Here is a 19,142-nt window from a genome sequence, read left to right on the forward strand (position 1 = left end):
CCCGCGGCGGACACGGCGCCTACCCACACCGCGCGGCCGACCCGATCGCCGCCGCCGCCCACATCGTCCTGGCCCTGCCCGAGCTCGTCCGTCGCACCGTCTCGCCGATGCGCCCGGCCACCGTCTCGGTCGGCCACGTCCAGTCCGGCCAGCCCAGCGCCAACGTCCTGCCCGACCAGGCCCGCATCCTCGCCACCATGCGCACCACCGACGCCCAGGACCGCAGCGACGTCCAGGACCAGGTGCGACTCCTGGCCTCCAGCCAGGCCGAGGCCTTCGGCCTGACCTCGGCGGTGACGATCACCGCGGGCGAGCCCGTCCTGTACAACCACCCCGCCCTGGTGGAGCGGATGGACGACTGGCTGGTGCGCAGCGGGATCGACGTCACCGAACCGATGCGGTCCCTGGGCGCCGACGACTTCTCCTTCTTCGGCGAGGTGGTCCCTGCTGTCATGTCGTTCGTCGGCGTCACCGTCGCAGGCCATGACGAGGCCCCCGAACTGCACCATCCGCGGTTCCTGCCCGACGACGACGCCATCCTCGACGTCGCCACCGCCCTCGTCGCCGCCTACCTCGCCGGAGCCGAGATCATCCACCTGGGCCTGACATGACCGCTGACCCCACCGCGACAGCCACCCCCGACACCGACTGGTACGACCGCGACACCCGCACCATCGCCGGCGTCGAGAAGCTCCGCTTCTTCCCCCAGGTCGCCGCCACCGGACACGGGACATACCTGATCACCCCGAGCGGACGGCAGGTGCTCGACCTCAGCGCCAGCTGGACCGCCTCCGGCCTCGGTCACGGGCACCCCCGCATCGTCGAGGCCGTCACCGCCGCCATGGCCGCACCCCCCGGCGCCTCCCTGCTCTCCGGCACCCACCCGCACGCCGTCCGCCTCGCCGAGGAGCTGCTCGACCTCGTCCCGACCACCGGACGGCACCGGCGGGGGGTCTACCTCGGCCACGCCGGCACCGACGCCAACGACGTCGCCCTCCGCGCCGCCCGCAACGCCACCGGACGGCGTCGCATCATCGCCTTCGAGCACGGCTACCACGGCGGTCTCGGCACCTCCATGGCCATCTCCGGCGTCCACATCGACGCCGGAGCCAGTCCCGAGCCCGACCTGACGCTCGTGCCCTACCCGGACCCCTACCGGCCGTGGATCGACCCCGACACGCTGCTGGCCGACACGATGGCTCTGGTGCAACGGCACCTCGCAGACGGCGACGTCGCAGCGGTCATCGTCGAGCCCATCCAGTCCGACGGCGGGGTCATCGTCCCGCCCGCCGGCTTCCTGACCAGGCTGCGCGTCCTCACCCGCAAATACGCCGCCCTGCTGGTTGTCGACGAGGTCAAGGTCGGACTGTCCCGCACCGGGCACCTCATGGCACACCACATCGAGGACGTCGTCCCCGACATCGTCACCCTCGGCAAGGCCCTCGGCGGAGGACTGCCCCTCTCGGCCGCTATCGGCCCCGCCTCCGCGCTCGACACCCCCGCCGCCTCAGCCCTCATGACCACCATCGGCAACCCCGTCTCCTGCGCAGCAGGACTCGCCGTCCTCGACATCCTCCGCGACGGAGCCCTGGCCCACGCCGCTCAGGACCGAGGCGCCCAACTGACCGAGGCGTTGCGTCACTACGCAGCCTCCGACCGACCAGGCGCCGCCCACATCGGCGACATCCGAGGAAGGGGCCTGGCCATCGGTGTCGAGCTCGTCGAACCCGGCACCAAGACACCGGACCCGGTCCTGGCCGCCAAGGCCGTCCTCGCCGGCTGGCACCTCGGCATCATCGCCTACCCCGTCCGCGGCAACGTCATCGAGATCACCCCACCATTAACCATCACCCACGACGAAGTGACCACCGCCACCCACCTACTCACCGAAGCCATCGACTGGGCCGCACTCGGACACGTCACCGACGACGACATCGCCCCCTACAGCGGATGGTGACCAACGCCCCCTCGCCATGAAGCGGGTGGCTTCCCAACCCAAGGCGTCGGACAGACCCGCGCGGTTCGCTCTTGGATGCTGGAATATCTGAGCCTGAGCGGGGGTTCACGAGTCAGTCCGACTGATTCACCCGTACAGGAGCATGCTCGTGGCCACCATCGTTGTGTTCGGCGGAACCGGGTACACCGGCGGCAGTGTTGTACGGGAGGCGGCCGCGCGGGGTCACCACGTTATCTCCGTCAGCCGGTCCGAGCCCCAGGAACCCGTGGATGGCGTGCGCTACGAGGTCGGCAGCGTCTCCGAGGTCGCGGCCCGCGTCGTGCCGGGCGCCGATGTCGTCGTCGCCGCGCTCTCCCCGCGCGGTGACATGGCCGGCCGTCTCGTCGAGGTGTACGGCGAGCTGGCCCGCCTATCGGCCCAATCCGGTGCGCGCTACCTGCAGATCGGCGGCTTCAGCTCGCTGCGACCCGGGCCGGGCCTGCCGCGGGTCGTCGAGGGTGAGATCCCGGAGCAGTACCGGGCCGAGGCCCTGGAGGGTGAGGCAACCCGGGTGATGCTCGCGGAGCAGGCGCCCGAGGAACTCGACTGGCTCTTCATCAGCCCCGCTGGTGGCTACGGTTCGTTTGCCCCGGGGGAGCGCACCGGTGCCTACCGGGTGGGCGACGAGATCGCCTTGTTCGACGCCGACGGGAACTCGAACATCTCCGGTGCCGACTTCGCTCTCGCCATCGTCGACGAGATCGAGAACCCGCGTCATCACCGAGAGCACATCAGCATCGCTTACTGACCACTCGCTCAGGTGCCCGCTACCCGCGGCGTGCACGACCTCCTACTCCGCAGCACTGCGCGCCGCGGGCGAAGCTACGACCCCGGGCGAAGGCCGCGGGATTCGCCGCCTGCGCCCGGGCGGCCAGCACCCGGAGGAAAGCCGCGGGTCCGCGAGCACGGCCGTCCATCTCAGCGCGAGTCCCCAGCGCTCAGCGGCGGCGGGCAGGCATCCTGGATCAGGACCTTCACACCCGGGTACGTCCTCACGTCCAGTGACTCGCTGGAGGAGCTAGGCATGGGTGTCGGGAGCACGCTGTGGCTGAAGGTGACGGGCGAGGAGTCCCTCGGGCTGGTCATCGTCTTGTCCGGAGTCGTCCATTCCGGTGGCACTCCCCTGCGCATACACGAGTCCGAGGGCGAAGTGGTCATCGTGATCGAAGTCGAACTCGACTACCAGGTAGGCGACGACCGGGGAGCCTTGACCTCGGGCGGGATCTTGTGGTTTCCCAGGCGAGTGCCCCATGCCGTGGCGAACCTGAGCCAGGAACCGCGCCGTTTCATCACCGTCGTGACCCCAGCGGTATCGAGGACTTCTTCCGCGGTCAGCGTGACTACCTCACCTCAGGTCCGGCTGGCCATCTTCCCGACCCACAACGTCTCGCGGCCGTCCCCGGCGCCGACCTGCGTCGCGTCGTCGGCCCGCCGCTCACCGCACGAAACGAACGCCCAAATCGGGTCAACATCGGCGCCGTGCCGCAGGCGGTGGACGCATGTCGAGGTGCCGCCTACTTTGCACAAATCGCGCCCTATGTTGCCTAGGCGCTAGCGCGGCGTGGTCGCTTGACATAGCCACCTGACGGCGCTGCCGACAGTTGAGTCCGACAGAGTGGTGTTTAACAGCCGGTGAGCGTGTCGCTGCCGATGTGGGCGGCGGTCACCGGGTGATTCTTCGAGTGATCTCTCACAACCGCCTCGAAGAAGGAGCACCACGGTGACCGCCGCCCCCAGTATCGACCCTGCCCAGTTCCTCCGCGACGAGCTGGCCCAGGCCAGCCCTGACCTGATGCGCGAGCTGCTGACCACGTTCGTCAACGCCCTGTTGTCGGCGCAGGCCGACGCCGTGTGTGGCGCCGAGTACGGCGCCCGGGACCCCGAGCGGGTCAACCGCCGTAACAGGTACCGGCAGCGGGACCTGGACACCCGCGTCGGTACCCTCGATGTCGCCGTCCCGAAACTGCGCGAAGGGAGCCTTTTCCCGGAGTGGCTGCTGGAGCGGCACCGACGCACCGAGCGGGCACTGACCACCGTGGTCGCGACCTGCTACCTGCTCGGGGTGTCCACGCGCCGGATGGACAAGCTGGTCCGCACTCCGGGGATCACCGGCCTGTCCAAGTCCCAGGTCTCGGAGATGGCCCGGGACCTGGATGAGCAGGTCGCCGCGTTCGGCACCCGACCGCTCGACCAAGGCCCGGACACGTTTATCGCGGCGGACGCGCTGGTGATGAAGGTCCGCGAGAACGGGGGTCCTGAGGGCGGGCCGGCGGGTCACTCACGGTCATCGGGCCATTGTGGAGGACAGGAGGGTATGCAGTGGGTTGAGTTCTCGACGGATGTGCTGGCCGAGCCGTCGTTGCGGGGCAAGGGATCCCGGATCGCTAGGACCTCGTCGGCGGCCTCACACCGTACGGACGTCAGCTCGCCGTAGAGCCCGGGTGCAGTGGAAGGCCCATGACCCGGGCCACCATGGCCAGGTCCCGGTCCTGGGCCAGCAACTGATGGGATCCGCGCAGGGCCACCGCAGCGATCATGCAGTCGATGAGCCCCCGTGGCGTGATGCCGACCCGACGGCACGTGCGGTAGATCGTCACAGCGCCGTTGAAGTCGACGGCGGCGTCGAAGCGGGCCAGGTGGAAGCGATTGAGAAGCCGGCGCAGGTCGGCCTCGCGGGTCCGGCTGCGCGCTCCCGCACAGACCTCCATGACGATGGGCTCGGTGACGGCCACCGGGCCACCGGTCGCGATGAGCTCGGTCACGGCCAGGTCGACGGCGCTGCCCGTGGCTCGGTCGAATTCCACCCAGACCGAGCTGTCGACGAGGATCATGCGACGTCGGCGGGCGGCTCGTCCGAGGGCAGGTCGGCGATAGCGTGAGCGCCGCGCATGGCGAGCGCCTCCTCGCGGCTCATCGGGTCACCGGCGAGGTGCCGCAGGGCCAGGTCGACGGCCTCGGTCTTGGTCCGCACCCCGAAGCGCTCGACGATCACATCGACGTAGTCGTTCTCGATCTCGATGTTTGTGCGGGTCCGAGCCATACACGTACTATACACGCCAACTCACCGACCGCCCAGGCTCGGCGCCTGCACCTGGGTCGTCCAGGCGACCCGTATGACGTCGTGCTGCGTCGCCACGTCCTGTGGGCGTTGCCCGACCCTGAAGCAGCGATGCGTGCGTGGGTGCATCTGCTCGCACCTCACGGAGTCCTTGTCCTGGTCGAGGGCAGTTGGGCAACCGGGGCAGGGCTCACGGCGACCGACGCCGAGCGCATAGTGCGCACGGTGCGGAGTTCTGCGGTGATCCGTCCACTGCCTGAGGCCGTTTATTGGAGTAAGGAGATCGACGACGAGCGTTACCTGCTGGTCAGTCGCACCTGAACCGGCTCCGTACCGAAACGCGGCGGAGCCAATTGGTACTAACGCAGGTCCGTCGGGGTGTTGCCGGCATGCACCAGCAGCTGGTTGACGTGCGGCGCTACCGTGGCCGCCTGCAGGATGTCCGCACCGCAACGAGCTCGTCCCGGACGACGTCGAGATCGTGCGGATCGTCGATGTCGTCGCCCTCGACACCCAGGCGGACGGCGTGACGCACGTCGCCTCGACCGCCATGGTCGAGGCGATGGAAGTCGTCAAGCTCGAGGTCATGGACTCGACCTTGGGGGTTCATCCCATGGCCCGGTCCGTGTCGCGGTGCGGCCTGGGCTGGCCGCGTCGTAGCGGATTGACACACCCCCCAGACGGCGGCGCCGCGTTCGTTCATCCAGGGCCAGCGCGCCGCAGGCGGTCGTTCTCGTCTTGCAGGTCCATGACCATCGCGATGCCGGCGAGGTTAAGGCCTGCGTCCAGAAGAGCGGTGATTCGGCGCAGGCGGTCCACGTCCTCGGCACTGTACCGACGCGTCCCACCCTCGGTCCGAACCGGTTCCACTAGTCCACGTGCCTCGTACGCGCGGAGGTTCTGCACACCGGTCCCCACCAGTTCGGCGGCGACCGTTATCCCAAAAACGCCACGCGCACGTTCCGGGTCGGGGCTCTGGACCACGAGCGCCTCCCTTCTCGGGTGAGCATCCACTTCCCACTTGCGCAACCCATGCTATCAGTGCTACAAAAAATCTATAGATCTCGCCACAGATCTGTGAGACAGACGATCGGTGGATGGGATTACATCACCCACAGAACAGGAGTATGGAGGTGGAGACGATGCTGATGCGCACCGACCCGTTCCGCGAACTCGAGCGCCTGACTCAGCAGGCTCTCGGCACGACCGGCACCCTCGCGCGCCCCTCGCTGATGCCGATGGACGCCTGGCGTGACGGCGATAATTTCCAGGTGGAGTTCGATCTTCCCGGGGTGAGGCCGGAATCGATCGATCTCGACGTCGAACGCAACGTCGTGACGGTCAAGGCCGAACGGCCTCCGCGGGAGAACCAGGCAGAACTGCTGGCAGCCGAACGCCCGCGGGGGGTCTACAGCCGCCAACTTGTCCTCGGCGACAACCTCGACACCGAGAACATCAGTGCCAGCTACGACTCGGGGGTGCTGACGCTGCGGATCCCGGTCGCCGAGAAGGCCAAGCCGCGAAAGATCTCCGTCGCCACCACAGAAGGAAAACAGCAGGCGATCACGGCCTGACTGGGGAGGCAACTGCGATGCTGTCCGACGGCGAAGTCATAGACGAAATCGACTACCAGTTCTGGGTCCTTATCTGTAGCGACTCAGATCTCCTGGCTGGGGAGTTCGCCGCCATCATCGCCGACGCGGAGCGACCTGTGCCACCGAACCGTCACGACGGTCGTCTCGCCTCTCTCTGGCATGGTCGGCCTGATCGGCCGCGCCGACCCAGCACAAGTGCCGGCCACAGTGCAACTCGAGCCGGGCAGCGCGATGCTTATGACCGGCCGAGACAACGTTCTCCCCCAACGCTCGCCTCAGGGGACGCCTGAAACACTCCATAGCGATGTCGATCGAGGCTCACAGCGCGGCGCAGCTTGCGCCGTGCGCTCTCACACAGGACGAGGGCGTGTCTCCGAACATCAACACGTCGGGGCTCTGGTTACACGACCGGAGCTCCGACTGCTATCCAGCCCGCACCCGCACGCGCCGTGATCAGCAAGGCGTCCAACCAGACGAACGCGACGGCATACAAGGCCACCTCGAGGGTCCGGAAGACCTCGGCGCCCATGCCAGCGCACCGTGCCGGGGCGGACACCGGCAAGCACATCGGCGCAGCCCACGGCGGCGGCAAAATGGGCCACCGTGCGGAGGGCGGGCCCCCTCGTTAGCTGCGACGACGCCGACTCCGAGTATGGCCAGGATGTGATCCTGGAGGGAATCGCGCGGCGACGCGTTGCCGAGCAAGGGCCGTGACGAAAGCGTGCCGTCACTGACCGCTGACTAGGAACGCTCGTAGGTCATGGCATTCTCGCACGGTATGCCGCGGGCAGGCACCGCGCGCACGGCCGGTAGCCTGCGGCGACCGCGGTGGCCCCGTCGGCGAAGAAGACCCGGTGCGCGACATACCCACCGCGGGCGATAGCCCGCAGCGCGCTCGGGCAGTCCAGGCGGCCGTAGATGCGCGAGCGGCGATGCCCGCCCAGCTCGCCCGGGTGGGATGAGCGATAGGGGAGGCCATCGGCGCCGAGCAAGACGTAGGGCTCGGCCGGGTCGGGTGGGAGTCGAGGCGTGCGGATCACCCGCGTCCGGAATCGGGTGCGGCGAGCGCGTCTAGGTCCCGCACCGCATACCGAAGGTGCTCCCACTCCTCCTCGAGGATCGTGTGCAGACACGAGAGCACGGTCTCCTCGTGGGCGGGGGCGTGCGGATTGCGGCGCTGCTCGGCGAGATTCGCCTCGGTGACCTCCGCGAGGAAGTCACGAACCATCCCCTGCCGGTGCGCCCGAACCCGCAGGACGTCCGCGAAATCCGTTGTGCTCGTGGTGAATTCGGCATGCTGGAAGGCAGCGCTGCCTTCTCCGTCGTCGTTGGGCAGCCCGATCGGGTCGAAGGGCTGCTCGCGCTCGAGGACGGCCTTGCCGAGCCAGCAGTCGGTCGCGGTGACCAGATGCCGCAAGGTCTGGGCGAAGGACCACTCTCCGGCCACCGACACCTCGACCGACCCGGACGGCAACGCCGTCGCCCGCTGGACCACCGCGGCCCACGCGGCTTCGACGGCCGCCCACGCGGTCCGCATACCGACGGGGTCGGCGGCGCCGCGCAGCTCCCGACCGGGGAAGCGGGCATTGAGTTCGGCATCGACCAGCGGCACCACGTCGACGCCGTTGACGAGCAGCTGTCCACCCTCGAACAGGCACGCGGAGTCCAGCTCGAGGCCGACAAGCTCACTGCCGCGCACGACGACATCGGTCAGGTCGCAATCGACGAAGCGCGACCCGCGCAGGCTTCGTCCGTGAAAGGTGCGCCCCGTGAGGCTTTCGCGGGGTTCTTCGCTCATGACACCCAGGCTCCCACGCGGGTCGGACGAGGGTCGCGGTCGGGCAGAGCCGTGCGCCGGAACGGACCCAGCCCGACCACTCAGTGCGCGAGCAGGCGGTGATCGACCTGCAGGGGCGTCCCGAGGCGGATCTCGATGTACTCGTTCTGGTCGACGACGTCCGGGCCGCGTCCGCCCATCGCCGGGAAGTTGTTGTCGTTCATCACGGCGATGGTCTGCTTGTCGATGAGCTCGACGTCCTCGATGGTCACGAAGGGGAAGGTGAACGTCGCCCCGAAGCCGCCGACGTTGGCGGGGTCCGGCACCCCCATGCGGTCCACCAGGAGTGCCTTGCGCAGGTAGCCGCCGTCCGCGACGCCGCGCATGTCGACGAGGTAGATCCGCTTGAACGCCGCCGTTGCGCCCTGACCGCCGTCGCGTTCGATGACGAGGAACTGGTGCTTGTTGACGGCGATCATGCGGTAGCGGACGAAGCCGTCGGCGAATTGCTCGGCGCCCTTCCCGCGCAGCGTCACGGTGAAGACCCGCAGATCACTGGCCAGGCCGGCGGCCTTGTCCTCAGCGACCACGCCCTCGAGCATCGGATAAAGCGTGCGGCCGTCCGGAGAGATCGCCATCCCCTCGAAGCCCTTGGAGTTCGGCAGGTTCGGGACCTGACCCGCCGTGAGCGTCGGGTTGGACGGCGAGGTCACGCCCGGCGTCGGGATCGGCGCCTGGAGCAGCCGGCCCTGCGCGTCGGCGTGCAACAGATACGGCCCGAACTCCTCCCCGATCCAGAAGGTGCCGTCGGGAACGATCTGCATCGACTCCAGATCGAAGTCCCACCCGGTGAGTATGCGGTCCGGTGCCGGACAGCTGTAGCCCGCCGGGAGGCTCGTGGCCGCCGCACAGCCGCCGTCGCGCCAAATCGTCCACGGGACATAGTGATTCGGATCGCTGAGGTTGAAGACCTGCTTGACGAAGGTCGTGGAGCCCGTCGCCGTGTCGGGGCGGATGAGGTGGACGGCCAGATTGAAGTCCTGGCTGTTGACCTGCACGCCGTAGCCGTTGTCGGCCATCACGAGATAGCTGCCGTCGGGGTTGCGGTGCGTGCCGGAGAAGCCCTGGACCGGCTGGCCCGGATAGGGCGCGGGGATCTGCGCATTGCCGGTGGTCCAGTGGCCGGAGGTCTCGCTGCCGGGCACATAGGTTTCGGCGGGCAGGATCGAACGTCCGACCAGCGTCGCCGGCGCCGGGTCGGGGATCGGGCGCGCGGCGCTCGCGCTGGGGGCCGACATCGCGATGGCGGCGAGGGAGAGGCCACAGACGGCCGCTGCCATCGTCGTGCGTGGGGTCATGGGAGTGCTCCTTGGCGGTGGAGGGCAGGTTCCCGACCAGCCAACGCCGATCTGATCCGCCGCGGGCAAACCTCGCGTGACTGCCGGCGGAAGAGTCGGGGTGCCCGTCCCGCCCGACAAGGCCGCTCGAGTCATCCTCGTGATGTCGAGCGAGCATGTCACCTAGAAGTTGCCTTCCCCGGCTAGATTCGAGCCCATGTCTGGCAGCACGCCTCGGGAGCGCCTGCTCGCGGCGTTGGAGCATCTGAGGTGGGCGAGCAGATGGCGCGCGCACGACTGCGTCGCGAGCACCCGGATTTCGACGACGCGGCCATCGAGACTTCAGTAATGCGCTGGCGTCAGGAGCGCCCGGGCGCCCCATATGGCGACCATCCCGGCCCACCCTCGACGCGGACCCTGGGTGGCGCCGCGCCATGACCAACGCGGTGGCGGCGTCTCTCGAGCGCCTCGCCCAGGATCTCGCTGCGGTGCACGCACGTTGGGCGCTGATCGGCGGGTTCGCGGTGTCCGCCCGAGCGGACGCGCGGTTCACTCGCGATGTCGATGTCTGCGTGCTGGTGGCTGACGCCGAGGAAGCGGAGCGCCTGGCCCTCGCGATGACTCGCCTGGGTTATGCGGTGTCCGCGCTCATCGAGCACGAGCTCGCTCGCCGGCTCTCGACTCTGCGCCTGGTCTCACCGGTCGATGGCGGTGTGCTCGTGGATCTCCTCTTCGCCTCCTCAGGCATCGAGGCCGAAACCGTCGAGGCGGCCGAGCCGCTGGAGCTCATGGCGGGTTTGGTCGTGCCGGTGGCGCGCGCTGCGCACCTCGTCGTGCTCAAGCTGCTTTCACGCGACGACGAGAAGCGGCCGCAGGATGCCATGGACTTGCGCGCGCTGCGGCCGACGTTGTCGGCCGGGGACGAGGCGGAGCTAGGCCGCCTGGCCGGCTTGATCGGTCAGCGCGGCTTCGACCGGGGTCGAGATCTGCCGGCGTGGCACGGACCTACCTCAGCAGGCCCTGACCGGGCCCGCCGCCGGGCTTGCGCAGCAATGCCCTCGTCCGAGACATGGCCCGGCGAAGTCCGCTCTCGCACAACGAGATCATCGCGAAGATCCGCGCGCAGGGCCGGGATCAGGGCCTCGCGCAGCCGCACCTGCGCGAACGTCAGGTGCGTCGCGACATCCCGCACGCTCCATTCGGTGCACAACGAGGGCTGGGCCCACTGCTGCTTGCTCAGGCCCTCGAGCAGGTCGGCCGCCAGCGCGCGCTGAGTGTCGACATGACGCCAGTTCGTGTCACTGTCCATGCCCGAAACAGCGCCTCGCTCAGGGGTGGGCGCGCTCCTCGGCGATAGCGCGCAGCCGGTCGAGCCGCTGTTCCCAGGCTTGCCCGATGTTTTCGAGGTCCCGGGCCAGCTGGGTCAGCGGCTGGCCGAGCGCGCGGTAGCGCAGTTGCCGGCCCTCCTTGGCCGGCTCGACCAGGCCGACCTCGTGGAGCACCCCAAGGTGGCGCGCAATCGCCTGGCGCGTGACCGGCAGTCGCTGCGCCAGCTCGGACGCCGACAGTGGCTGCTCACCCAGTCGGCGCAGGATCTCCCAGCGGGTGTCGTCCGCGAGCGCGCCGCACAGCGCTACCGGGGAGGCGACGGCGGTCACGCGTCGGCCCGCTCTGCATACGTGACGAGAGCGTTGAGGACGTTGGTCCAGCCGGTGACGTTCTCCTCCATCGCGGCCCGGCGCCCGGCGTCGTCGAGGTGGGTGAAGCCGTGCTCGACGACGGTGACCAGCGTGCGGTCGGGCCCCACGGGGGAGAGGCGGAACTGCACGAGCGAGGCGTCATCGCCCGGCGTCTCCTCGCCGAGTTCGCCCCACAGCAGTTCGAGCACCGCCGGGGCGTCGAGGCGCTCCACCCGCATGGGCATCAGGCCGTGACCGGTCCACTCGAAGGTGCCCTCCGCGCCCTCGCGCAGGCCGCCGGGGAAGCGGGCCGGGTGGCCCCACCACTGCTCGATGGCCACCGGGTCGGTGAGCACGTCCCAGGTGGTCTGCTGCGGCGCTCGTACCAGCACCGACCGGGTGATCCGTCCGCTCTCGACGTCGGCGATCGGTGCGAGCCCGGTGCCCCGTTCCAGCCCGTCCACGTGGGCGACCAGCTCGTCCAGCTCCCCGGTCCAGCCCCGCGCGTTGTCCTCCATCGCGGCCCGCCGCCCGGCCGCCGCGCCGAGGGTGTCGAAGCCGCTCTCGACCACGGTCAGCTGTGTCTTCTCGCCGTCCTTTTCAAGGGTGAAGGTCGCCGTCGTGGAGTTGTCCTCCCGGATGGGCTCGCCGGGCGTCCCCCAGGTGAAGGCGAAGGCCGTGGGCGCGTCATACCTGTCGATGCGGACGGGGAAGTCTCCGTGGTCGACCCATCCGAAGGTGCCGTGCGCCCCGGCGTGGACGCCATCGGGGAAGTCGGCACGTTGCCCGAACCACTGGGCGATCTGCGATGGCTGGGTGAGGACTTCGAAGACGAGGTCGCGGGATGCGGCGACCCGCACTGTTCGGGTCACCGTGTGGGCGGTCTCGTCGAGCGTGCTACCGGTGTCCATGGGACGTCTCCTACTCAGGAAGGGCGAACTGCAACTGAAAGGTTGCGCTTAACCTAGACCACGATCCGTCGATCTGCAACCGATTCGTTGCGCGAACGTCGAGTCGCGGCGAGGTGCGATTCCGTTCTGCGGCTGACCATTCCGATCAGCCAGGGGTTGTGGTGTGGGCGACCGGCACCAGCCACCGCTGCGGACCTCAACCATCGCCTCCTGGCCTGTATGCCGGTCCGGTCGGCTCGACCGTCGGGCAGCAGCCTTTCGGCGACGACCTCACCGTGCAGGAGGAGCAGCCACCCTTCCGGGGCTGGCTGCTCGGTCCCGGCCGGCTGACGGTCACTGCGCGGGCGCAGGTGAGCGAGCGGTCGATGGTCTCGGTGTGGCTGACCGGCTTCGAAGACCAGCCGCAGCGCTGCAGAGAGGTGTGCGTCTTCGAGATCTTCGGCGTCACGGTTACGAGCGGTCCGAACCCCTCCGCCGCCGTGGGGGCGGGCATCCATCCGTTCCGCGATCCCGCACTGCGAGAGGAGTTTTCGGTTGATTCGATACCATTCGATCCGGCGCGGTGGCACCGGTATGCGGTCACCATCGCCGCCGACGCCTGCGCCTGGGACATCGACGGCGCTCCGATGCGCACCTCCCGGCAGGCACCGGCATACCCGCTTCAGATCTTCACCGGCGTCTTCGACTTCCCGGACCGCGAGTCCGGAGCCACGGCCGGGCACGAACCTTGGCTCGAGATCGACGAATCACCTTCACCCCGGGCGCGCACGGATCCGGCCCGCCATGCTCCACCCGGGCCGGGAGCCTGATGGGGATGGTCAGGCGGCGATCGAGGCGAGTGCCAGCTGGTGGGCGGTGTCCAGGGCGTCGTCGGCGCCGGTGGGGACGTCCGGGGCGACGCCGACGCCTTCCCAGTTGCCACCGGTGACCGGGTGCTGCGACGTGCCGGTGGGGATCATCGCCTCCAGGTGCGGGTGGACGCGGAAGGAGACTCGCGGATTGGCGCCGCCGCGGGTGCGCTCCCCGACGAGCGTGGCCCGGCCGATCGACTTCAGGTCGTAGGCCAGCGCCTCACCGCCGGAGAACGTCGCCGCACTGGTGAGCACGTACACCGGTCGTTCCTTGCCGAAGCGGCGGCCTGGCACATACGACGATGTCCACGCCTGGACCTGGCGGTCGCGAGATCGTATGCCGGACAGCTCGACCGGCTCACGGTCCCACAGGTAGCTGGCGACGAACGCGACCATGTAGGGGTCGCCGCCAAGGCAGCCGCGCAGGTCGAGGATCAGCGCGGACGAGTCGGCGACCAGCGTCATCGCCGCGGTGATCGCCTCGCCGCACAGGGCCACGGGAAAGAGCAGCGGTGCGATCTCGATGACGCCGATGTTGCCGGGCACGTGCTGCACCGAGGCGACCCCACCGCCCGTGGTGGCCGCCCACGTAGCCATCTCGGCCCACTCGACCGCGTCGTCGCCCTCCGTGCGCTCGGCCAGGGGTTCGACGTGGTGGACGAGCCGCAGGTGCTGGTCGCCGTTGACCGACTGCAGGTCGGCGGTGACGGCGGCGGCCAGCGCGGGGAGATCGGTCGGGTAGTCCGCGGCTCGGGCCGCGAGCCGGTCCGCGATCTCGGCTGCCACCTCGGGGAAGACGTAATGGTCGGTCAGGCGGGCGCGCACCCGGCCGACGATCGGGATTGGGTCGATCATGTGTTAAGAGAATCAGACGCTTGACTTAAGTGTCAAGATAAGTTGACTCTCTCTTTGTGGAAGAGATGACGATCGACGGTCCAGGCCAACACAAGGCGCTCGCCCACCCGATGCGCCACCGGCTGCTGTTCGCGATCGGTCAGGAGCCGGCAACGATCAGTCAGTTGGCTGCGGCGCTTGGCGCCAACAAGGGCAGCGTGGCCCACCACCTGAAGGTCCTGGCCGACGCCGGCCTCGTCACCGTGGACCGCACCCGCCAGGTGCGCGGCGGCACCGAGATCTACTACCGCCGGGCCGCCGAGCGCATCCGCTACCCGGTCGGCGATGCGACCGCCGCCTCGTTCGCCGCGGTGGCCGAGGAGATCGTCACGCACGACCCGGACCCGCTGGTCATCCATCGCCATGTACGGCTAACTGCCGCCCAGGTCGCCCAGCTGCGAGAGACGATCGAATCGCTCGCGCAGGACATCGCCGAGGCCGGAGAGGGGGAGCAGCGGTATGGGGTGCTGCTGGGCCTGTACCGGGCCGAATCATCAGCTGGCGAGGAAACCGCCTTACCTGGTTCCTGAGGGGCCGCGGGCTCGGGTGACTCATCGCGGCGCGCCTGGTCGCCAAGTGCTGTCGCGCCGGGTTCCGTTCGCGCCATGCTCGTCAGTGGAAGTCCTCCTGCCTCCAACTCCGCGTTCCGCGTCGTGCCGTCGCAGCGCAGGGACTATCCCAAGCGGTTCGGCCGTCCCGGTGGATTCAGCGGGCGGGGGTCAAGATCGCGATGGGCACATCATGCCTTGTCGGTCTGGCGGGCGCCGAGCTTCAGTAGGTCCCGGTGATCGAAGCCGTCGTTGGTCCGGCTCGCCCGGAAGCAGGGCGCACGAATCATTCTTTCGGACAGGCCGATCCGCGCCCGCAGGCCGATGCGGCTCGCAACGGACGACAGCCAGGGTGGTGCTACCACACATTCCGATCCAGCCAAAGGAGTTGCCACCCGTGAAAACCCAAGGAGCGCAACGGACCACGCTCATGGACCAACAGGTCCCGGTCCGGACCAAGCTCGCCGCAGCCTGGACCAGCTTCATGTTCCTCTACATCTACGTCGACTACCTCCACCTGTACAAGCCCGGCGTCGTCGACGACATCCTCGACGGCGTCGTGTGGGAGTTCGACATCAGCCAGACCTTCGCGGCCAGTGCGCTCGCGAGCATGGCGATCCCGATCATGATGATCCTGCTCTCGGCGACACTGCCCGCCAAAGCGACCCGTGTCCTGAACCTGATCGTGGCAGGGCTGTACATCCCCTATTCGGTCTTCAACCTGGCCGGCGAGTCCTGGTACGTCTTCTACGGCCTCGGCATCGTGCTCGAAGTGCTCATCCTCGCGTTCGTCATGCGCTCCGCCTGGGCCTGGCCGCGCACGGCCTCGGCGTCGGTGGTCGGTGCCAAGGCGGGCGGGCTCGTCGACAGGCGTGCCATGGCAGGGGATTGAATCTGGCGTTCGGGTGCGCCGAGAAGTGCCGATCCCTACGCTGATCCAGTGATTGCGGTATGGCGGTCCATCTGGCGGGAGCCGCGGCCGGCCGACGCTCCGCCCGCGGGTCGTGTCGACCGGCTACTCGCCGCCGCCTTCGCCATCGCCGTGCTCGTCGAGGGCCTCATCCGTCCGGGGCCGGGCTGGCAGTCGCTCGTCACCGTGCTCGCCCTGGCAGTGGTGCCCGCCCTGCTCTGGCGGCGCAGTCGCCCGCTGACGGCCTGCCTGATCGGCTTCGGCGTCGCCGGGCTGCTGTCGGTCCTGCAGTGGGCCACGGCGAGCGCAGATCTTGGCCCCTCGTCGATGATGGCCGTCCTGATCCTGCTCTACTCCCTCGTGCGGTGGGGCTCAGGTCGCGAGATCGCCTTGGGCCTGGCGTTCGTGGTGGTCGTCGTCGCCTTGTCCCTGTACGTCGCTGCAGCCGGCCTGGGCGACATCACCGGCGGGATCCTCCTGCTGATGCTGATCGCCGCCCTCGCGGCCGTGTTCCGCTATCGCGCCGACCTCTGGCAGCGCCAGGAACGCGAGATCCGCAACCAGGAGCGCCTGGCGCTGGCCCGCGAGCTGCACGACATCGTGGCCCATCATGTCTCGGCCATCGCCGTGCAGGCGCAGGCCGGCGGCGTGGTGGCCGCCGCGCAGCCCAAGCAGGCGGCCGGCATCCTCGCGGCCATCGAGTCCGAGGCATCGCGCACTCTCGCGGAGATGCGGGACATGGTGCGCGTGCTGCGTGAGGACACCTGGGCGGCGGCCATACCGCATACGGGCATCGCGGACCTGCCCGCGCTCGCGCGAACTGACGCGACCCCGACGGTCGAGGTCTCGCTGGCCGGCTCCCTGACGCGCCTGTCGCGACCCGTGGATGCCGCGATCTACCGGCTCGCGCAGGAGGCCCTGACCAACGCCATCCGCCATGCGTCGGGCGCGACCCGCGTCGAGATCGCCGTATGCCGTGCCGGGGAGGGTGTCAGATTGCGCGTCGCCGACGACGGACAGGCCCACTCGTCTCCGGGCGCCGTTTCGGGATTCGGCCTGACCGGCATGGCCGAACGCGCCCAACTCCTCGGTGGCACCCTCTCTGCCGGGCCGGGGCCCGACGGGGGCTGGGTCGTCGAAGCCGTGCTCCCGGTGAGGGGTCCGGCGTGACCATCCGCGTCGTGGTGGCCGACGACCAGGACCTGGTCCGCACCGGGCTCGTGATGATCCTGGGTTCCCAACCCGGCATCGAGGTCGTGGGCGAAGCCGCCGACGGGCCCGGGGCACTCGACGTGACGACCCGGCTGCGTCCCGATGTCCTCCTCGTGGACATCCAGATGCCCGGGCTCGATGGCGTGGAGGTGACGCGGCGCCTGGCCGGGCCCGACGCGACCGACCCGATGGCGGTGGTGGTGATCACGACCTTCGATCTCGACGAGTACGTCCTGGGGGCCCTGCGGGCCGGGGCTCGCGGATTCCTGCTCAAAGACGCCGGCCCGGACCTGCTCACCCAGGCCATCCACGCCGCGGCCAAGGGCGATGCGCTGATCGCCCCCAATGTCACGCGTCGGCTGCTGGCGACCTTCGCCGACCGGGCATCGGCCGTCCCGGTCCGGCCGATCGACCCGCTTACCGAGCGCGAGGAGGAGGTGCTTGTGCTGGTCGCCCGTGGCCGCACCAACGCCGAGATCGCCGCCGAGCTCTTCATCAGCTTGAGCACGGTCAAGACCCACGTCGCCGCGTTGATGGCCAAACTCGCTGTCCGCAACCGGGTCGAGATCGCGATGTGGGCCTACCAGACCAAGCGCGTCTGACTCCGACTGGACGAGCGTGCCCGGCCTCGAGAGCGGCGAGCGGCATACACCGGTATCGACACTGGTCAGTGGCCCGATGCCCGGCTGACCTTCTCGGCAAAGGCGCCCGAGCAGGTGCACCTCGGTGCCGGCGAGGCCGACCGCGCAATAGACGCGACGCCCCGTGCCCGGCGGGCGCACACGCCCGGCGACCACCTCGGCCAGGTCGGTGATCTGGCTGCGCGCCGGCCTGACGGTCCCGATTGCCGACGACAGGGTGAAGACTCCGGATGCTCTGGGCCCGTTAGGGGCACAACCTCACCTAACCTCAAGAAGTTTCCGTATTCGCACCGAGGGAGTTGACACCCATGGCCAAGCGTTCGCCTGAGCCCGCCAAGCGCATCCTTATCGTCGTCACGAGCACGGACGAGTACCGCGACGCGGGCTACCGCACGGGCCTGTGGCTCGGTGAGCTCACGCACTTCTACGACGTCGTCACCGAAGCCGGCCACGAGGTCGTCATCGCCTCGACCGCCGGCGGGCGCGTGCCGATCGATCCCGAAAGCCTCGGGTCGCTGGTGGTCAAGATGGGCGACACCGACGAGCGCTACGAGGACCGGGCCTTCATGGACCTGCTCAGCGACACCACGAGGCTGCGCGACGTCGCGCGTGAGGACTTCGACGCGATCTATCTCACCGGCGGGCACGGGACGATGTTCGACTTCCCCGGCAACGCCGACCTGGCCGGGATCCTGCGCCGCCTCGACGGGCAGGGCCGGATCATCAGCGCGGTCTGCCACGGCCCCGCCGGCTTCCTCGGCGCCACGCGTGCGGACGGAAAGCCGTTCCTCGACGGACGCAAGGTCACCGGCTTCAGCTGGCCCGAAGAGAAACTCGCCGGCCGCAACAAGGTCGTCCCCTTCCGACTCGACGAGCGACTCAAGGCTGAAGGCGCGTCATACACAAAAGCCTTGCGCCCCATGGCATCCAAGGTCGTCACCGACGGCAATCTCGTGACCGGACAGAACCCGGCGAGCGCCGAGGGCGTCGCCAAGCAGGTCGTCAAGCTGCTGAAGAAGGCGCAGTAGTTCGAGGTGCCGCGGCGAGCCCGCATACCGGGAGGACGAGGTCAATCCGCGGCGGTATACACCAGCTACGAGTGCTCGCCTCGGCAACCGGGCCGCACCGCATACCCGCAGGTCACAGGGTCGCGCGGATCCGCCGGCCCGACTACTGGTAGCTGGTGTGCACGCGTCGGCCGGGTGCATCCGGACCGCCTGCGCGCTGCCGAAGCTGACCGACGGTGCCCACGCGCCCGGCCCGGACCAGGCATGCGGAATGCCGCCCGGCGGACGTCGCCGGGCGGCATTCGGGGCAATTGCCGACGAGTTGCTCAGTCGGCCTTGACGGACAACACGGGGCAGGTGGCGTCGAGCAGGATGCGCTGTGCCGTGCTGCCGAGGAGGAGCTTGCCGACAGGGGATCGGTGTCGCAGCCCGAGGCAGATGAGCGTGGCGTCCACCTGCTGGGCGACTTGGATGACCGCATCCGCGGGGTCGTGCAGGTCGGAACTCCCGACGCTCACGGTCCCTCCGGCGGCGACGATCTCCGCACCGGCCGCACCGAGCCGGTCCGTCAACTCCGACTCCGTGAGGCTGGTCCCGGATACGGCGGGGACCGCGATCAGGGACGTCTTGCGGTGCAGGGCTTCCTGCGCGGCGAGGTTGAGGGCCGCGCGCCCTGGTGGGGTGTCTGCGTAGGCCACGACGATCGTCATGGTTTTGTCCTTTCAG

General features: G+C 69.2%; 24 protein-coding genes and 3 pseudogenes. 15 read left to right on the plus strand and 12 right to left on the minus strand.

Annotation, left to right across the window (positions count from 1 at the left end):
* The 5 genes and pseudogenes from BN11_RS08420 to BN11_RS08440 all read left to right on the plus strand — a co-directional run.
* A partial coding sequence (locus BN11_RS08420) for a M20/M25/M40 family metallo-hydrolase (protein WP_048696555.1) occupies positions 1-611 on the plus strand: 611 nt, incomplete at its 5' end.
* Positions 608-1,957 (plus strand): aspartate aminotransferase family protein, encoded by a 1,350-nt coding sequence (locus BN11_RS08425; protein ID WP_048696558.1) that lies wholly within the window; start codon positions 608-610, stop codon positions 1,955-1,957. The genes BN11_RS08420 and BN11_RS08425, both read left to right, overlap by 4 nt.
* A gap of 142 nt (positions 1,958-2,099) precedes the next feature.
* Entirely contained in the window at positions 2,100-2,744 is a 645-nt protein-coding gene (locus BN11_RS08430) for an NAD(P)-dependent oxidoreductase (protein ID WP_048696561.1), read from the plus strand.
* Between the two features lie 276 nt (positions 2,745-3,020).
* A complete protein-coding gene (locus tag BN11_RS26080) occupies positions 3,021-3,551 on the plus strand; it encodes a cupin domain-containing protein (protein ID WP_048696564.1) in 531 nt (176 codons plus the stop codon).
* A gap of 165 nt (positions 3,552-3,716) precedes the next feature.
* Positions 3,717-4,247 (plus strand): annotated as a pseudogene (locus BN11_RS08440) (IS256 family transposase); the annotation flags it as partial.
* Positions 4,248-4,416: 169 nt separating this feature from the next.
* Here the strand turns inward: BN11_RS08440 and vapC are convergent.
* Complete coding sequence (gene vapC, locus BN11_RS08445; protein WP_048696568.1) at positions 4,417-4,827, minus strand: type II toxin-antitoxin system VapC family toxin; 411 nt, start codon at positions 4,825-4,827, stop codon at positions 4,417-4,419.
* Positions 4,824-5,036 (minus strand): type II toxin-antitoxin system VapB family antitoxin, encoded by a 213-nt coding sequence (locus BN11_RS08450; RefSeq protein WP_048696571.1) that lies wholly within the window; start codon positions 5,034-5,036, stop codon positions 4,824-4,826. Before BN11_RS08450 ends, vapC begins: the two co-directional genes overlap by 4 nt.
* On the opposite strand from BN11_RS08450, the pseudogene BN11_RS25845 reads away from it, so the two are divergent.
* Positions 4,989-5,153: pseudogene (locus BN11_RS25845) on the plus strand (hypothetical protein); the annotation flags it as partial. The gene BN11_RS08450 and the pseudogene BN11_RS25845 overlap by 48 nt on opposite strands.
* Positions 5,154-5,753: 600 nt before the next feature.
* Here the strand turns inward: BN11_RS25845 and BN11_RS08460 are convergent.
* Positions 5,754-6,038 (minus strand): MerR family transcriptional regulator, encoded by a 285-nt coding sequence (locus BN11_RS08460; RefSeq protein WP_048696577.1) that lies wholly within the window; start codon positions 6,036-6,038, stop codon positions 5,754-5,756.
* A gap of 158 nt (positions 6,039-6,196) precedes the next feature.
* Here BN11_RS08460 and BN11_RS08465 point away from each other — a divergent pair, with 158 nt between their 5' ends.
* The gene (locus BN11_RS08465; RefSeq protein ID WP_048701086.1) at positions 6,197-6,628 is read left to right on the plus strand and encodes an Hsp20/alpha crystallin family protein; all 432 of its coding nucleotides are present in this window, start codon (positions 6,197-6,199) and stop codon (positions 6,626-6,628) included.
* A gap of 421 nt (positions 6,629-7,049) precedes the next feature.
* On the opposite strand, the gene BN11_RS25590 is transcribed toward BN11_RS08465, so the two are convergent.
* The 4 genes from BN11_RS25590 to BN11_RS08480 all read right to left on the minus strand — a co-directional run bounded on the left by BN11_RS25590 (position 7,050) and on the right by BN11_RS08480 (position 9,784).
* Positions 7,050-7,178: a hypothetical protein gene (locus tag BN11_RS25590; protein ID WP_268807086.1), complete on the minus strand. Its 129-nt coding sequence runs from the start codon at positions 7,176-7,178 to the stop codon at positions 7,050-7,052.
* A 229-nt stretch (positions 7,179-7,407) separates the two neighbouring features.
* The gene (locus BN11_RS08470) at positions 7,408-7,689 is read right to left on the minus strand and encodes an Ada metal-binding domain-containing protein (RefSeq protein WP_235435417.1); all 282 of its coding nucleotides are present in this window, start codon (positions 7,687-7,689) and stop codon (positions 7,408-7,410) included.
* A complete protein-coding gene (locus BN11_RS08475) occupies positions 7,686-8,447 on the minus strand; it encodes a DinB family protein (RefSeq protein ID WP_048696579.1) in 762 nt (253 codons plus the stop codon). Before BN11_RS08475 ends, BN11_RS08470 begins: the two co-directional genes overlap by 4 nt.
* A gap of 80 nt (positions 8,448-8,527) precedes the next feature.
* Positions 8,528-9,784, minus strand: a complete 1,257-nt coding sequence (locus BN11_RS08480) for an esterase-like activity of phytase family protein (protein ID WP_048696581.1) — start codon at positions 9,782-9,784, stop codon at positions 8,528-8,530.
* 249 nt (positions 9,785-10,033) lie between these two features.
* Between BN11_RS08480 and BN11_RS26085 the strand changes: the two genes are divergently transcribed.
* A complete protein-coding gene (locus tag BN11_RS26085) occupies positions 10,034-10,201 on the plus strand; it encodes a hypothetical protein (protein ID WP_407667979.1) in 168 nt (55 codons plus the stop codon).
* Positions 10,198-10,734 (plus strand): annotated as a pseudogene (locus BN11_RS26090) (nucleotidyl transferase AbiEii/AbiGii toxin family protein); the annotation flags it as partial. The gene BN11_RS26085 and the pseudogene BN11_RS26090, both read left to right, overlap by 4 nt.
* Here BN11_RS26090 and BN11_RS26095 read toward each other — a convergent pair.
* From BN11_RS26095 to BN11_RS21795, 3 genes are read right to left on the minus strand one after another with little or no spacing between them, the layout of a single operon-like run.
* The gene (locus BN11_RS26095; protein WP_157044358.1) at positions 10,722-11,072 is read right to left on the minus strand and encodes a maleylpyruvate isomerase N-terminal domain-containing protein; all 351 of its coding nucleotides are present in this window, start codon (positions 11,070-11,072) and stop codon (positions 10,722-10,724) included. The pseudogene BN11_RS26090 and the gene BN11_RS26095 overlap by 13 nt on opposite strands.
* A gap of 19 nt (positions 11,073-11,091) precedes the next feature.
* Entirely contained in the window at positions 11,092-11,421 is a 330-nt protein-coding gene (locus BN11_RS08490; RefSeq protein ID WP_048696583.1) for an ArsR/SmtB family transcription factor, read from the minus strand.
* A complete protein-coding gene (locus BN11_RS21795) occupies positions 11,418-12,353 on the minus strand; it encodes an SRPBCC domain-containing protein (RefSeq protein WP_083433625.1) in 936 nt (311 codons plus the stop codon). The genes BN11_RS08490 and BN11_RS21795 overlap by 4 nt, the downstream gene beginning before the upstream one ends.
* A gap of 158 nt (positions 12,354-12,511) precedes the next feature.
* Here BN11_RS21795 and BN11_RS08500 point away from each other — a divergent pair, with 158 nt between their 5' ends.
* Positions 12,512-13,162 (plus strand): glycoside hydrolase family 16 protein, encoded by a 651-nt coding sequence (locus BN11_RS08500; RefSeq protein WP_053084042.1) that lies wholly within the window; start codon positions 12,512-12,514, stop codon positions 13,160-13,162.
* Between the two features lie 9 nt (positions 13,163-13,171).
* Here the strand turns inward: BN11_RS08500 and BN11_RS08505 are convergent, their stop codons facing one another.
* Positions 13,172-14,059 carry a S41 family peptidase gene (locus tag BN11_RS08505; protein WP_048696586.1) on the minus strand — a complete coding sequence of 296 codons (888 nt, stop codon included), beginning with the start codon at positions 14,057-14,059 and terminating at the stop codon, positions 13,172-13,174.
* 65 nt (positions 14,060-14,124) lie between these two features.
* On the opposite strand from BN11_RS08505, the gene BN11_RS08510 reads away from it, so the two are divergent.
* From BN11_RS08510 to BN11_RS08530, 5 genes are all read left to right on the plus strand, one after another.
* Positions 14,125-14,628, plus strand: a complete 504-nt coding sequence (locus BN11_RS08510; protein ID WP_048696588.1) for an ArsR/SmtB family transcription factor — start codon at positions 14,125-14,127, stop codon at positions 14,626-14,628.
* A 415-nt stretch (positions 14,629-15,043) separates the two neighbouring features.
* Positions 15,044-15,538, plus strand: coding sequence for a DUF6326 family protein (locus BN11_RS08515; RefSeq protein WP_235435418.1), 495 nt, complete (start codon positions 15,044-15,046; stop codon positions 15,536-15,538).
* A gap of 48 nt (positions 15,539-15,586) precedes the next feature.
* On the plus strand, positions 15,587-16,726 hold the full coding sequence (locus BN11_RS08520) for a sensor histidine kinase (protein WP_048696594.1): 1,140 nt from the start codon (positions 15,587-15,589) through the stop codon (positions 16,724-16,726).
* Positions 16,723-17,370, plus strand: a complete 648-nt coding sequence (locus BN11_RS08525; RefSeq protein ID WP_048696596.1) for a response regulator — start codon at positions 16,723-16,725, stop codon at positions 17,368-17,370. The genes BN11_RS08520 and BN11_RS08525 overlap by 4 nt, the downstream gene beginning before the upstream one ends.
* Before the next feature lie 347 nt (positions 17,371-17,717).
* On the plus strand, positions 17,718-18,437 hold the full coding sequence (locus tag BN11_RS08530; RefSeq protein WP_048696599.1) for a type 1 glutamine amidotransferase domain-containing protein: 720 nt from the start codon (positions 17,718-17,720) through the stop codon (positions 18,435-18,437).
* Positions 18,438-18,742: 305 nt separating this feature from the next.
* Here the strand turns inward: BN11_RS08530 and BN11_RS08535 are convergent, their stop codons facing one another.
* On the minus strand, positions 18,743-19,126 hold the full coding sequence (locus BN11_RS08535) for a universal stress protein (protein WP_048696602.1): 384 nt from the start codon (positions 19,124-19,126) through the stop codon (positions 18,743-18,745).
* Positions 19,127-19,142 lie beyond the last annotated feature (16 nt).

This window comes from Nostocoides australiense Ben110, assembly GCF_001050535.1.
GTDB lineage: Bacteria > Actinomycetota > Actinomycetes > Actinomycetales > Dermatophilaceae > Nostocoides_A > Nostocoides_A australiense.